The 14,036-nt window shown below is 73.6% G+C and carries 12 protein-coding genes and 1 pseudogene; 5 read left to right on the plus strand and 8 right to left on the minus strand.

Features of this window, described 5'->3' with window-relative positions; all coding sequences use genetic code 11:
* Positions 1-44: 44 nt before the first annotated feature.
* Together OG500_RS07360 and OG500_RS07365 are read right to left on the minus strand one after the other, a co-directional pair.
* Positions 45-437: pseudogene (locus OG500_RS07360) on the minus strand (metallophosphoesterase); the annotation flags it as partial.
* Between the two features lie 158 nt (positions 438-595).
* Positions 596-1,564, minus strand: coding sequence for a 2-hydroxyacid dehydrogenase (locus OG500_RS07365; protein WP_329577911.1), 969 nt, complete (start codon positions 1,562-1,564; stop codon positions 596-598).
* 222 nt (positions 1,565-1,786) lie between these two features.
* On the opposite strand from OG500_RS07365, the gene OG500_RS07370 reads away from it, so the two are divergent.
* Complete coding sequence (locus OG500_RS07370; protein ID WP_442907008.1) at positions 1,787-3,355, plus strand: SDR family NAD(P)-dependent oxidoreductase; 1,569 nt, start codon at positions 1,787-1,789, stop codon at positions 3,353-3,355.
* Positions 3,356-3,400: 45 nt separating this feature from the next.
* A complete protein-coding gene (locus tag OG500_RS07375) occupies positions 3,401-3,889 on the plus strand; it encodes a nucleotide triphosphate diphosphatase NUDT15 (RefSeq protein WP_329577914.1) in 489 nt (162 codons plus the stop codon).
* Positions 3,890-3,896: 7 nt separating this feature from the next.
* On the opposite strand, the gene OG500_RS07380 is transcribed toward OG500_RS07375, so the two are convergent.
* From OG500_RS07380 to OG500_RS07390, 3 genes are all read right to left on the minus strand, one after another.
* On the minus strand, positions 3,897-5,894 hold the full coding sequence (locus tag OG500_RS07380; protein ID WP_329577917.1) for an ArnT family glycosyltransferase: 1,998 nt from the start codon (positions 5,892-5,894) through the stop codon (positions 3,897-3,899).
* Positions 5,895-6,124: 230 nt separating this feature from the next.
* Complete coding sequence (locus tag OG500_RS07385) at positions 6,125-6,550, minus strand: hypothetical protein (RefSeq protein WP_329577920.1); 426 nt, start codon at positions 6,548-6,550, stop codon at positions 6,125-6,127.
* 4 nt (positions 6,551-6,554) lie between these two features.
* Complete coding sequence (locus OG500_RS07390; RefSeq protein WP_329577923.1) at positions 6,555-7,148, minus strand: hypothetical protein; 594 nt, start codon at positions 7,146-7,148, stop codon at positions 6,555-6,557.
* Between the two features lie 232 nt (positions 7,149-7,380).
* Here OG500_RS07390 and OG500_RS07395 point away from each other — a divergent pair, with 232 nt between their 5' ends.
* A complete protein-coding gene (locus OG500_RS07395; protein ID WP_327071466.1) occupies positions 7,381-7,836 on the plus strand; it encodes a cold-shock protein in 456 nt (151 codons plus the stop codon).
* Positions 7,837-8,025: 189 nt separating this feature from the next.
* Positions 8,026-9,444 (plus strand): DUF2079 domain-containing protein, encoded by a 1,419-nt coding sequence (locus OG500_RS07400; RefSeq protein ID WP_329577925.1) that lies wholly within the window; start codon positions 8,026-8,028, stop codon positions 9,442-9,444.
* A gap of 21 nt (positions 9,445-9,465) precedes the next feature.
* Here the strand turns inward: OG500_RS07400 and OG500_RS07405 are convergent, their stop codons facing one another.
* Positions 9,466-10,512, minus strand: a complete 1,047-nt coding sequence (locus tag OG500_RS07405) for a glycosyltransferase (protein ID WP_329577928.1) — start codon at positions 10,510-10,512, stop codon at positions 9,466-9,468.
* Positions 10,513-10,806: 294 nt separating this feature from the next.
* Here OG500_RS07405 and OG500_RS07410 point away from each other — a divergent pair, with 294 nt between their 5' ends.
* Positions 10,807-12,240, plus strand: a complete 1,434-nt coding sequence (locus OG500_RS07410) for a hypothetical protein (protein WP_329577933.1) — start codon at positions 10,807-10,809, stop codon at positions 12,238-12,240.
* 62 nt (positions 12,241-12,302) lie between these two features.
* Here OG500_RS07410 and OG500_RS07415 read toward each other — a convergent pair whose 3' ends face one another.
* Complete coding sequence (locus OG500_RS07415; RefSeq protein ID WP_327065600.1) at positions 12,303-13,139, minus strand: PaaX family transcriptional regulator; 837 nt, start codon at positions 13,137-13,139, stop codon at positions 12,303-12,305.
* Positions 13,140-13,171: 32 nt separating this feature from the next.
* On the minus strand, positions 13,172-13,954 hold the full coding sequence (locus OG500_RS07420; protein WP_329587437.1) for a maleate cis-trans isomerase family protein: 783 nt from the start codon (positions 13,952-13,954) through the stop codon (positions 13,172-13,174).
* Positions 13,955-14,036 lie beyond the last annotated feature (82 nt).

The following is a 14,036-nucleotide window of genomic DNA, read 5'->3' on the forward strand; positions in this document are numbered from 1 at the left end:
GTGAGGGCAGTTGATGCCAGGTCAAGCCGCGGGGAAGACCGGTGTCAGGCCGCGGGGAAGACCGCTCGCGGCCGGGCCGGACCGCCGCGCGGGCGCCACTCGCGCGGGTAGCCGACCGAGACCTCCTCGAAGCGCACGCCGTCGATCAGCAGGGTGCGCGGAATGTGCAGATGGCCGTAGACGCAGGCGGCGGCCCGGTACCGCCGGTGCCAGTCGGCGGTCCGCTCGGTGCCGCACCACTGCGCGAACTCCGGGTGGCGCAGCACCCGGGTCGGCTCCCGGTGCAGCGGGAAGTGGCTGACCAGCACCGTGGGCAGCGCCGGGTCGCACTGCGCCAGCCGGGCCTCGGTCAGCTCGACCCGGGCCGCGCACCAGGCCTCCCGGCTCGGGTACGGGTCGTGGTGCAGCAGCGCCTCGTCGGTGGCGACGATGCCGGCCGCCCACAGGGTGCCGGTCAAGCCGTTGCCTCCTCGGCGGGGCCGCCCGTAGGGTGCCGGCGTCGCGGCGGCCGGGCCGGGAACCGCTCTCGACGCTGCGCCCATTCTCCCCCACGCGCCGGTCGGCGCCAGGGGGCTCAGCCCGGAGGGATCACGGCTCAGCCCAGCGGGATCACGTTCGCCAGCGGCTCGCCCTTGGCGAAGCGGGCCAGCTGGGCGCCGATCAGCCGGCGCGCGCGGGGCAGGAAGGCCGAGGAGCTGCCGCCCACGTGCGGGGTGATCAGCACGCCCGGCGCGTGCCAGAGCGGGTGGCCCGCCGGCAGCGGCTCGGGGTCGGTGACGTCTAGCGCCGCCCGCAGCCGCCCCGCCGTCAGCTCGGCCAGCAGCGCCTCGGTGACCACCACCGGCCCGCGCGCCACGTTGACCAGCAGCGCGCCGTCCGCCATGGCCGCGAGGAAGGCGCCGTCCACCAGGCCCTTCGTCTCGGCCGAGAGCGGCACGGCGAGCACCACCACGTCCGCCCGCGGCAGCAGGGCGGGCAGTTCGGCCAGGGCGTGCACCGGTCCCGCCGGTCCGGTCCGCGCGGTGCGGGCCACCCGGAGCACCTCGCACTCGAAGGGCCGCAGCCGCTCCTCGATCGCCGCGCCGACCGCGCCGTAGCCGACGATCAGCACCGTGCGGTCGGCGAGCGCCGGGTAGAAGCCGGCCCGCCACTGCTCGGCGTCCTGGCCGCGGACGAAGCCCGGGATGTCGCGCAGCGCGGCCAGCGTGAGCGCCACCGCGAGCTCGGCGGTGCTGGCGTCGTGCACGCCGCGGGCGTTGCACAGCAGGGCGCCGGACGGCACGTGCGGCAGGATGTCGTCCACGCCCGCGGTCTGGGTCTGCACCACCCGCAGCCGTTCCATCGCCGGCAGCAGCGGCAGCACCGTTCCGGTCCGCAGGTAGGGGGTCACCAACAGCTCGACGCGCGCGAGCAGTTCGGCCGGCGGCGGCCCCGGCCGGCCGTCGCAGGCGTCGCCGTCGAAGACGTGCGCCTCCAGGCCGTCCGGCAGCCCGGGGATCTCCTCGGGCGGGTACGGCAGCAGGACGACGGGTTCGGACGGCGGGGCGGTCGGCTCAGTGGTCATGGCCCGAATCTACCGAGCGCCCACCGACCGGTGCCGCTGGCCTGCTCGACCACGACCCGCCCCCGGCGTGACGCGGCAGTAGCACGCCTGCCCGACCTCGGCAACCGGGCGGCGGGCCGGGCGGGGCCCGCGACCGGCACCCCGTTTGGCCCTCCCCCGGCCACTCCGTAAAGTTCACTGGTACATCCAGCACGATCGAGCGATCAAGGAAGCGGCAGAGGCATGACGACGGCAGAGGAGCAGCGGCACGACCGGCGGGGGCCGATCGACGACCCGATGCCGACCGGCACGACCACGCAGGTCGCGGAGAGCACGGACGGCACCGCCTCGGACGAGGCGGTCGAGTTCGGCCCGGGCATCGACCCCGAGCGGCTGAGCTTCTGCCTGGAGGTGCTGGCCGAGCTGGACGAGCTCCCGGTCGACCACCCGGACGCGATCGCCGTCCGGCGGGCCGTGGCCGGCATCTTCCGCACCGTGAAGCAGCGCCGCCGCCAGGCCACCCGCGCCGCCAAGACCGCGAACGACAAGGCCGTGACCTCGCTCACCGCCACCGGCGCGCCGGGGCGGATCGACGACGAGACCGCCGGTGTCTTCGGCCTCTCCACCCCGACCACCACCGAGATCGCCGGGATCCTGCAGCGCCCGCGCTCCTGCTACATCTGCAAGCAGCGCTACGTCGAGGTGGACGCCTTCTACCACCAGCTCTGCCCGGACTGCGCCCGCTCCAGCCGCGCCAAGCGCGACGACACGACGGACCTGACGGGCCGGCGCGCGCTGCTCACCGGCGGCCGGGCCAAGATCGGCATGTACATCGCGCTGCGCCTGCTGCGTGACGGTGCCCACACCACGATCACCACCCGGTTCCCCAAGGACGCGATCCGCCGCTTCAAGGAGATGCCGGACAGCGCGGACTGGCTGCACCGGCTGAAGATCGTCGGCATCGACCTGCGCGACCCCGCCCAGGTGGTCGCGCTGGCCGACGCGGTGGCCGCCGAGGGGCCGCTCGACATCCTGATCAACAACGCGGCGCAGACCGTGCGCCGCTCCCCCGCCGCCTACGCGGAGCTGGTGGCCGCCGAGTCCGCGCCGCTGCCCGCCGGCCAGCTGCCGGCCAGCGAGGTGATCGGCACCTTCGGCAGCGGCAGCGTCGACCGGCCCGCCCTGCCGGGGCAGGCCACCGGGGCGCGCGAGGCGCTCAGCGCCGAGCAGGTCACCTCGCTGGCGCTGGTCAGCGGGTCGGCCTCGCCGGCCCGGATCGAGGCGGGCACCGCGATCGACGCCGGCGGCCTGGTCCCGGACCTGGCCGACTCCAACAGCTGGGTGCAGACCGTCAGCGAGGTCGACCCGATCGAGCTGCTCGAAGTCCAGCTGTGCAACTCCACGGCGCCGTTCATCCTGGTCAGCCGCCTGCGCAAGGCGATGGCGGCCTCCCCGGCGCGGCGCAAGTACGTGGTGAACGTCTCCGCGATGGAGGGCCAGTTCAGCCGCGGCTACAAGGGCGCCGGCCACCCGCACACCAACATGGCCAAGGCCGCGCTGAACATGCTGACCCGCACCAGCGCCAAGGAGATGCTGGAGAGCGACGGCATCCTGATGACCGCCGTGGACACCGGCTGGATCACCGACGAGCGGCCGCACCCCGACAAGATGCGGCTGGCCGACGAGGGCTTCCACGCGCCGCTGGACCTGGTGGACGGCGCCGCCCGGGTCTACGACCCGATCGTGCGCGGCGAGCGCGGCGAGGACCTGTACGGATGCTTCCTCAAGGACTTCGAGCCCTCGGCCTGGTGAGTCCGGCGCAGGGGGCGTGTCGTGAACGGTGAGGGTGGTGACGTGGTGAGTACGGAGCCGGGCGGACCCCGGGCGGCGCGCGGTCCGCTGATCGGCGCGGGCGTGATCGTGCCGACGCCGGACGGGCGCAGCGTCCTGGTCGGGCGCCGGACGGTGGCCGGCGAGCCGCCGACCTGGAGCCTGCCCGGCGGCAAGGTCGACCACCCCGGGGAGTCGTTCGAGCAGGCGGCGGCCCGCGAGCTGGCCGAGGAGACCGGGATCCGGCTGCCCACCGAGCGGATGCGGGTGCTCGGGGTGGTCCTCGACCACCTGGAGGGGCGCCCGCGGCTGACCGCCGCGGTGCTCGCGCCGCCGAGCGACGCGGTGGCCGAGGTCACCGAGCCGCACGCGTGCGGCGGTTGGGAGCGGGTCGCCCTGACGGCACTGCCCGAGCCGATGTTCGGGCCCTCCGCCTGGGTGCTGGCACGCTGGCTGGCGGACCCGGCACCGCTGCCACCGGGCGTCTTCACCTACCCTACCGCGCAAGGTAGTTGACGAGCCGTCAGATTGCTTGCTGGCCGCACCGGTAGAGCACCTGGGCGGTGGCGGTGGGCTGTCCGTAGTCGCCGGGCGGCACCTGGGTGCAGTGCGCGCGCACCCAGTCCGTGGTGCCCCGCATCACCCCGCCGCTCGGCTCCCGGCCGATCAGCACGTGGCGCAGCCGGCCGTCGGCGACCAGCTCGCGCAGCTGCTCGGCCGTCGGCGACGGCACCTGGCCGGTGAAACCACCCATCGGCAGCACCCTGGCGGCGGTGGCCAGGATGTACGGCGAGGAGGCCTGCCAGGGGTAGGCGGCGAGCAGGTACCGGGCGCCGCCGTTGTGCGCCTGGACATAGGCGAACAGCTCCTGCTCCTGCGGCGTCAGCCGGGTGCTGACGGGCTGCGCGGCGGCGCGGTGCGCCGCCATCGGCCCCACCGCACCGCGCAGGTCGCTGCCGTACTTCGGGTCCAGCACCGAGGCGGCCCAGGCGGTGGGTGCCAGCAGCGCGGCCACCAGGCCCGCGACGATGCCCGCCGTGGCGATCCTGGCCCTGCCGGCGCCGAGCCCGGCGAACCAGCGGCTCTTCGCGGTGCCGAGCAGGGCCAGCGCGAGGGCCGCCGTGGTGACGGCGGTCGGCGCCAGCCAGGGCAGGAAGGTGGGCAGCCGCCAGCTCAGCCAGCCGCTCCACAGCACGCTCGCGGCCACCGCGGCCGGCAGCGCCAGCGCCCGCGGGCCGCCCTCGCCGAAGTCCCGCCAGAGCAGCACCGTCCCGGCGCCGCCGAGCGCGGCAAGGGCGACCGCGAGCGAGCCGAGGTAGTAGGTGTGCATGCCGATGCTGCCCGCGCTGAGCGACAGGAAGAAGACCGTCGCCCAGCCGCCCCACAGCAGGTACCCGGCGCGCAGCGGGTCGGTGCGCGGTGCGCGGCGCCGCCGGAGCAGGGCGTGCAGCAGCGAGATCGCGGCCAGCGGGTAGAGCCAGCCGACCTGGGAGGCGAACCGGGAGCGCAGCAGCTTCGCCCAGCCGCCGTCGCCCTGGTCGCCGGGCGGGGGCCCCGCCGTGCCGGTGCGGCCGTCCGTCGGATTCAGCTGCGGGCCGCCGTCCTGCGCGGGCATGGCCGTGGTGCGGCTGCGGTCGACGGTCACGCTGCCGGTGCGTTCGGCCGTCAGCCCCACGGCGGAGAACCGGTTCAGGAAGTTGTAGCCCACCACCATGCTGTAGGCGGAGTTGTCCGTGGTCCCGTCCACGTAGGGCCGGTCCGCGACCGGCGTCAGCGTCACCAGCGCCATCCAGGCGGCCGAGACGGCCACCGTCACCAGGCCGGCCAGCGCCAGCTGGGCCAGCCGGCGGCGCAGCCGGGTCGGCGCCGCGAGCAGGTAGACGCCCGCGAAGACCGGCAGCACCGCCCACGCCTCCAGCATCTTGGCCTGGAACGCCAGCCCGACCCAGACCCCCGCGAGCAGCAGCGCCCGCAGCCCGGCGGTGCGCACCGCGCGCTGCGCCGACTCGGCCGCGAGCAGCAGCAGGAGGGTGAACACCGGCTCCTCCACCGGCGTGCGGAACAGCCCGACCAGCTCCGGGGTCAGCGTGAACAGGGCGGCGGCCAGCAGCGCCGCACCGGCCCCCGCCCAGAGCCGGACGGTCCGGAACAGCACCAGCACCGAGAGCACGCCCTCCACCGCCTGCGGCAGCGCCAGCGCCCAGCCGTGGAAGCCCAGCAGCCGGGCCAGCAGCGCCTGCGGCCACAGGAAGCCCGGCAGTTTGTCGAGCGTGATCGTGTTGGCGGGGTCGTAGGAGCCGAAGAGGAACGCCTTCCAGCTCACGGTCATGCTGCGCACGGCGTTGGCGTAGAAGGAGTGGTAGCCGTCCTGGTCGGCGCCCCACAGGTAGAGCAGTCCGGCGAGCGCCGCGATGGCGAGCAACGCGGGCCTGGCCCAGGCGGGTTGCCCCACGGGCGACTGCCACACCCGCCGCCGGACCGGCACCGGTTCGCGGAGTTCGGGAAGTGTACTGGTAGCCATGTCGACCAGCGTTCGCCCCGGCACCGGGCCGAACCGTCAGGGACACGGTGCACCCTCGAAGGTCATACCGGCGCAGACGAAGATTTTGCGGACGGCGGACGCGGACGTCGGAGTACGGTATGGACCCACCCGGGTGAGGCCGACGCCCCTACGGTTCGGAGGGCCGACGATGAGGCTGGAGCGGCTGCGCGCCGACCATGGCGCCCGCTCACGACCGACGAGCCGAGGCCCTAGGCTGCGGCCGGGCGGCGGGCCCGGCGCAGCTGACGGGCCGTCAGGAAGCCGGCGAGCGCGGTGACGGCCGCGATCGCCTCGGCGACGGCGGAGACGGTCTTCTCGGTGAACCAGATCGGCTCGTACATGTTCGGGAACGGTCCGAAGGCCCCCAGGTCGACATAGCGATAGACCAGCACCGCAGCGATACCGGCGAGGGCGACCAGGAAGGCGAACGCCCAGACCAGCAGGCGGCGGCCGGCCACGATCAGCAGCAGGGCGGCGAGTGCGGCGGCAGCCGCCTCGATCCGGAACAGGGTGCCCTGGCTGATGCTCGCCGTCACCGAGTCGTAGGTGGCGGCGAGGTCGGCGTGGACGTAGGCGTCCACGGCGAGCGCCGCGGCGGTCACCAACCGCAGCGCCCAGAGCGCCGGTTCCGCCACGGACCTAGTAGCCGCCACCGCTGGTCGCCGTGCTGGTGGAGCTCGCGGAGGCACTGGTGGTGCCGGTGGCACTCGCACTGCTGCTCGCCGAGCCGCTGCTGCTGGGCGAGGCCGTGCTGCCGGTGGCGCCGCCGCCGGCGGAGCCGACCTGGATGTGGGTGTCCATCCCGAGCGACTTGTGCGCGTCGATCGGGCACCACAGCTCGTAGCTGCCGCCCTGCAGGGTGACGGTCAGCTGCGCGGAGCTGCCCGGCGACAGGGTCGGGGTCTGCACCTGGGTCAGGCCCGGCCCCGAGATGGCCAGCGCGTGCTCCACCGTGCCGTTGTTCTGCGCCGTGAAGGTGTACGTCCCCGGCGCGAACTGGGTCTGCGAAAGGGTCAGTGAATACTCCTTCTCGCCGACGGTGACGCTCGTCCCCACCGGGGACGTGCTGGCGCTGGCGCTTGCGCTGCCGCTCGCGCTCGGGCTGGGGCTCGCGGTTACGCTCGTACTCGCGCTGCTGCCGGCGGAGCTGCTCGCCTTGCTGCTCTTGCTGCTCGAACACGCGGTCGCGGCGAGCAGCACCCCGAGGGTGAGCACGGCTGCGCGGACTGCCACGGATCCGACTGTGCGGTGATGCATGAGTCTGATCTCCCTTCCAGGGGGCAGCCTGACGTACCGGCGGCGCGAGGGCGGGGAGCGACGGAGAGGGCCCTGCGGGATCCACCCGTTCGGCCCCGGCGGACGCGGACCGCAGCCGAAACCGGCGCTCGACCCGGACGCCGGGGCCGTACTACTCTTCCGTCCAGGTTCTTCGGGCAAGGGGCCCGATGGTGTCTGGGGGTTCGTCGTGGTTGCTGGTCGTGTGGTGCGTTTCGACAGTGCGCGGGGCTATGGATTCATCGCTCCGGAAGGTGGCGGGGAGGATGTCTTCCTGCACGTGAACGACATGCTGATTCCCGAGTCCTATGTGCGCTCGGGCCTGGCGGTGGAGTTCGAGATCGAGGACGGCGACCGCGGCCTGAAGGCCTCCGGGGTCCGCCTTCCGCTCGGCCCCGACGGGAATCCGGTGGCGCCTCCCGCGCCCCTGCCGGGCACCCGCTCGCACGCCCTCGCCCCGAACTCCCTCGCCCCGAAGCCGGACGGCGACGACTCCCTGTGCGACGTGCTCAGCACGGAGGAATTCCTGCACGAGGTGACCGAGGCCCTGCTGACCGCGGCGCCCTCGCTGACCGGGGAGCAGATCCTGCAGATCCGCCGCGGGCTGCTGCAGTTCGGCAAGAACCACGGCTGGGCCGAGGGCTGACCCACGGCCGAAGGCCGCAGGGCCAATCGGATGATTCTGCACCGATGGGAAATTGACGCTCGCTCAAGTACCGCAATCCTGCTGGCATCTTGAGGGAATCGGCGTCCGTTCCCGGAAGGTGTAGTCATGCAGGCAGCCCGCACCGACAGCGCCATTCACCCGCCACGATCGGCGAGTCCCGGAAAGCGGGTGGGCGCGGAATCCGTCGGTGCCGGGCGCCTGCGGACCAGCGGGTGGATGTGGGCCCTGGCGGGGGCGCTCTTCGTCGTCTACGCGGCCCTCTCGCTACGGATCCACCAGCGGATCCTCTCCAACAGTTACGACCTGGGCATCTTCGAACAGGTCGTCCGTTCCTACGCGCACGGGCAGCTGCCGGTCTCCGAACTGAAGGCACCGGACTTCCCCGTGCTGGGGGACCACTTCTCCCCCGTGCTCGCGCTGCTGGCGCCGTGCTACCGGCTGTGGCCGACGGCGCGGACGCTGCTGGTGGCGCAGGCGGCACTGATCGCCGTCAGCGTGCTGCCGCTGACCGCCTGGGCCCGGCGGGCGCTGGGGAGCCAGGCGGCGGTGGCCGTCGGACTCTGTTACGGCCTGTCCTGGGGCATCGCGAGCGCGGTCGGCTTCGACTTCCACGAAGTGGCCTTCGCCGTCCCGCTGCTGGCCTGCTCGCTCGCCGCCCTCGGCGAGGGGCGGGCGCGGGCCGCGGCCGGCTGGGCGCTGCCGCTGCTGGTGGTGAAGGAGGACCTGGGGCTGACCGTGCTCGCGATCGGCCTGGTCATCGCCGGGCGCGGCGAGCGCAGGCTCGGGCTCGCCACCGCCGCGGCCGGGCTGGCCGGGTCGCTGCTGGCGATCCTGGTGGCGCTGCCGGCCTTCAACCCGGGCGGCTCCTTCGCCTACTGGTCCTTCCTGGAGACGCCGGGCGGTGGTGGCGGCGGAGCGGCCCAGCTGCTCTACCGGAGCACGATCGGCCTGGTCACCCCCGAGGCGAAGGCAACGACCCTGCTGCTCGTGCTGGCCCCGACGCTCTTCCTGGCCCTGCGCTCCCCCCTGCTGTGGATCGCGCTGCCGACGCTGCTGTGGCGCTTCGCCTCCAACGACTCGGTGCACTGGGGCACCGGCTACCACTACTCGCTGGTGCTGATGCCGATCGTCTTCGCCGCCTTCGTCGACGCGCTGGCCACCCGCGAACCGACCGCGCGCAGCCTGCGCCGCCACCTCCTGGGCAGCGCCGCCGTCACCCTGCTGCTCCTGCCGCAGTACCCGCTGTGGCAGCTGGTCCAGTCGGCCACCTGGCGGACGGATCCGCGGGTCGCCGAGGCGCACCGGCTGATGGACCGGATCCCCGACAACGCCACCGTGCAGGCCTCCACCCTGCTGGTCCCCCAGCTCACCAACCGCACCAGCGTCAGCCTCTACGGCTGGGCGCAGAGCCGCCCCGATCCGGCCTGGATCATGGTGGACACCTGGACGCCGTACTACAAGCGCTGGCCGCTGACGGTCGACCAGGAGCGGGCGGCGCTGGCCTGGAACGTCGAGCACGGCTATCGCGCCGTCGCCACCCAGGACGGCTTCGTCCTGCTCAACAGGACGGCGAAGAGCGGCACATGACGGCCGGCTGCCCGACCGGCCTCAGCTCGCCGAGGCCAGTCGGGCGGCGAACTCGCGGTTGGCCAGCGTCTGTTCACGGTAGACGGGGGGCAGGTCGGTGAGGGCGAGCAGGCGGTCGCAGGCCGCCAGCGAGCCCTGCGGGTCGCCGACCCAGTAGCTGGTGATGGAGTACTCGAAGAGCAGCCCCCAGCGGTACACCCAGGGCTGGGTGAACAGCCAGTCGCGCGGCATGCGTTCGCCGAGGCCGGCCCCGGCGAACGCATGCGCGGCCCGATAGCGGCCCAACTTCCGTAGCCGGGAGGAGAGTTCGTAGCAGGCTTCGAGCCGCTGCGGTCGGCTCTCCCAGGCCTGGAGCAGCGCGTCCATCGCGGTCGGCCAGTCGCCGAGTTCGGCGGTCAGCACGCCGACCTGGAGCAGCGCGTAGTAGACCTCCTCCGCCCAGCCCCCCATCTGCGCCCGGCGCCGGTAGAGCTCGACGGCCTCCTCGGTGCTGCCGAGGTCACGCATGGTCTGCGCCAGGTAGAAGACGGCTCGCGCATTGCCAGGATCGCGTTCGAGATCGGCCCGCAGCAGCCGGGCGTCCCGCTCGAACTTGTCGGACCGCGAGCCGCCGTCGGCGAAGTGCTCGATGACCAGCGCGTCGAGGTCGGCCGCGCGCTCCGGCTGATCGGTCGTCAGATACTCGTGCGTGGCGCCCTCGTAGCGCCAGTCCACGGTTCCCCTGACCAGCCGCTTGATCCGGTACTCCAGGTCGGCGGCGTGCCGCAGCAGGTAGGAGTCGGCGGTCAGGGGCGGCAGCGCGCCCTCCTGCCGCACCACCATGTCGGCGTCGATGAGCAGCAGGTAGTCGGCCCTGCCGCGGGCCCGCCGGATGTTGCGGGTGCGGTTGTGCCCGAAGTCCACCCAGGGATCCTGATGCAGCTCGCCGGGCACACCGGCGAGCGCTCGACGGATCAACTCCTGTGTGCCGTCGGTCGATCCGGTGTCTGAAATGACCCAGGTGTCCACCAGGCCACGGACCGAGGCCAGGCAGCGCTCGATGACCTTCGCCTCGTCCTTGACGATCATGCAGAGGCAGATGGTGGGCGCCGGACCGGTGCCGGCTCCGTCGGAACGGGAATCCTCGCGTTGCGCCACACCTGCAGATGGTAGGTCGGGGGCGCCGCCGATGCCGGTTGCCACACAGCGGGCCGAACGTGTGGCTCTTGTGGGCCGCCCCGGTGACTTTGCGGAGCCGTCGCACATGGATTCGAACCTCTGTGTCGATCATCCGACAGTACGCGCGGGCCGCTCCGGTCCGCGCGATCTGACGAGACCAGGAGGTCAGGCGTGTCCGCACCAGAACCACAGGAGCCACGTCGGGTGCCGGCCAACCGCCGGAAACAGCTCGCCGGGAGCGCGGCCCTGCTCATCACCGCCGTCGTGGCCACCAGCGGCACCGCCTTCGCGGGCGGGCCCACCCGGGGTCACGGGGAGCACCCCTGTCCGCCGATGGAGTACGCGGCGCCGCGGACCATGCACAACCACGCGTCGTTGATCCACTCCACCGACGGCATGCCGACGCACCACGTCGGCAGCCGGACGGCGCGGCGCGACGGCGGCGGTGACGGGAACGGCGGGGGCAGCGGGGACGCTACGGACGACGGCACCGCGCAGAGCGGAGGTGACGGCAGCGGTAACGGCAGCGCTGGCGGGAGCAGCGACGGCACCGATGGCAGCACCCCGCAGAACGGCGGCGGAGGGGGTGGCGGCGGGGACTACGACCACGGGCACGGTCACGGGCACGGGCACGGTCACGGCGATGAGGGCTGCCCTGGCCCGACCGGACCCACCGGGCCGACGGGGCCGCAGGGCGACACTGGTGCGACCGGCCCGACCGGGCCCCAAGGGGACACCGGCGCCACCGGACCCACCGGCCCCCAAGGGGACACCGGGGTGACCGGCGCCACCGGGCCGACCGGAGCGCAGGGGAACACCGGCGCCACCGGACCCACCGGCCCCCAAGGGGACACCGGGGTGACCGGCGCCACCGGGCCGACCGGAGCGCAGGGGAACACCGGCGCCACCGGACCGACCGGGCCCCAGGGGAACACCGGCGCCACCGGACCCACCGGAGCGCAGGGGAACACCGGCGCCACCGGACCCACCGGACCCACCGGACCCACCGGACCCACCGGACCCACCGGACCCCAGGGGAACACCGGCGCCACCGGACCCACCGGACCCCAGGGGAACACCGGCGCCACCGGACCCACCGGACCCACCGGACCCCAGGGGAACACCGGCGCCACCGGACCCACCGGAGCGCAGGGGAACACCGGCGCCACCGGACCCACCGGACCCACCGGACCGACCGGGCCCTGTGTGACCCTCGACAGCGTCGTCCACGGCGACTACCTCTACACCGGCGTGGTCATCGGCAGCCCCGGCCACATCGACGTCGGCAGCCAGAAGGTCAACCCGATGCCCCCGGGCGCCGCCACCTTCACCAGCCCCCCGGCCCTGCCCGGGACCAGTCCCGCCTGCGGCGTCACCGTGGCGGACCAGGGCGGCACCCTCCTGGTGGAGGCTCTCACCACCGACGGGACGCTCTACCGGACCAACTGCCAATTCGCGACTGGCTCCGGCCCGGTGACCTGCACCAACAACTGGATTCTGGTCAGCAGCCAGCCGATGGGACCGGAGCAGGGCGCCGCCCCACCGCCGGCCAACTCGCAACCGCATCACCCCACCGCCACGCAGGCGGTGCGGTCGGTCAAGGTGGCCTGGGAGTCGTTCGTCCGCCGGCTGTCCTGAGCCGCGCATCCCGATCCGATCCAGCCCGGTGAACCGCCCGCTCCCGACCGGGGGCGGCCGGTTCACCGGGCCGGATGCTGCTCCAGGCCGGTCACCTTGACGACGTGACGCAGGCTCGGCTCCGCGAGCAGGCCGTGGAGTTCCACGAAGACGCGCCGGGCCTGCACCGCGTTCCAGTCGGCGGGCAGCAGTTCGGTCGGCAGGCCGGGGTCCAGGTAGGGCAGGCGCCGCCACTCCGTGAGCATGGGGACGTACGCGCGGAAGGCCGCGACCTCGTCGGGCTGCGGCCCGCGGGCCAGCTCCTCCTGCAGCGGCCGGTAGGTGTCGGTGAACGCCGCGTACTGGGACTCGATGGCCGGGAGGTCCCACCAGGAGCCGACCGCGTCGCGCAGCTCGGCGAAGCCGGCGTAGTCGGAGGTGAACAGGTGGACGTAGGCGCTCAGTTCCAGCCGTTCCAGCAGTCGTCGGGCGTCCGGCAGCAGCCGGGCCGGGGCCAGCCAGACGCCCGGGGCGGCGTTGCCGAAGCCGAGCCAGGTGAGCCGCGAGCGGAGCTGGTGGCGGTGGGCGCGCTCGGACTCGGGGACGGAGAAGACCGCGACCACCCAGCCGTCCTGGAGGGCGGCGGGTTCGAGGCTGTGGAAGATCCGGCGGTCGCCCTCGTCGAAGACCGGGCCCATCTGCGGGCCGAGGCGGTAACCGGTGCTCTCGCGCCGCTCCTGGCGGAGCGTCTCGGCCTTCTTCAGGCGGGAGATCGCCGAACGGACGGCCGGGCCGTCCACCTCCAGCTCGGCCATCAGCGCGATCAGGTCGGCGATGGAGATCCAGCCGCCGAGCCGGCGGACGAACTCGCCGTAGATCGTGTGGATCAGGGCGCTGGGCCGGGTCGCGGTCTCCGACATGGTCGCCTTCCTCACGGGGATACCCGCGATGATCATACCGATGCGGCTCCCCCCTGGGCCGGGCTCCCGTCCACCGGACTGCCGTCCGCTCGGCTCCCGTCCAGCGGGCTGTGGGCGTAGGCGCCGGAGAGCAGGTGTCCGGCGCCGGGCGCCACGGCCGGCAGGCCGAGGGAGCGCAGCAGCTGGTGGACGGTGCAGATGGACGCGGAGACCACGGGCTTGCCCAGTCGCTGCTCGGCCTCCTCGACGGCGGCCAGGGACGGCATCTGCACGCAGGCGGAGAGCACCACGGCATCGGCGTCCGCGTGGTCGAGTCCGCGCGCGATGACCGGCAGCTTGGCCGGGTCGTGGGCGGCCACGTCCAGGTTGTTCGGGATCTCCAGTGCCTCGTAGTCCAGCACCTCGATGCCCTCGTGGGTGAGGTAGTCGACCACCGTCCGGGTGAGCGGGCGCAGGTACGGGGCGACCAGGGCGATCTTCCGGGCGCCCATCGTGTGCAGCCCGTTGACCAGGGCGCCGGCGCTGGTGACGACCGGGGCGGGCGCGCCGTTCTCGACCGTGCGGGCGTGCAGCCGGTCCTGCGAGACGCGGTGGTAGCCGGTGCCCATGCTCATGATGGCGACCAGGCAGGCGTAGCCGATGACGTCGACGGCCGCGTCGGAGAGTTCGAGGGCGCAGCGGTCGGAGTCGGCGTCCATCGCCTTGAGCTGCTCGGGGGTGACGTGGGTCATCCGCATCCGGCTGGAGTGGAAGGTGAAGCGTTCCGGCGCAATGGTCTCGCGGGCCCGCAGGATCGCGGGGACCTCGGTCTCCATGGTGACGTTCGAGCTCGGCACGATCTGGCCGATCCGGAAGGTGCGCGGGGTCACGGGCGGAGCCGTGGGCTGGGTCACGGGC

The sequence above is a fragment of the Kitasatospora sp. NBC_01250 genome, from assembly GCF_036226465.1.
Taxonomy (GTDB): domain Bacteria; phylum Actinomycetota; class Actinomycetes; order Streptomycetales; family Streptomycetaceae; genus Kitasatospora.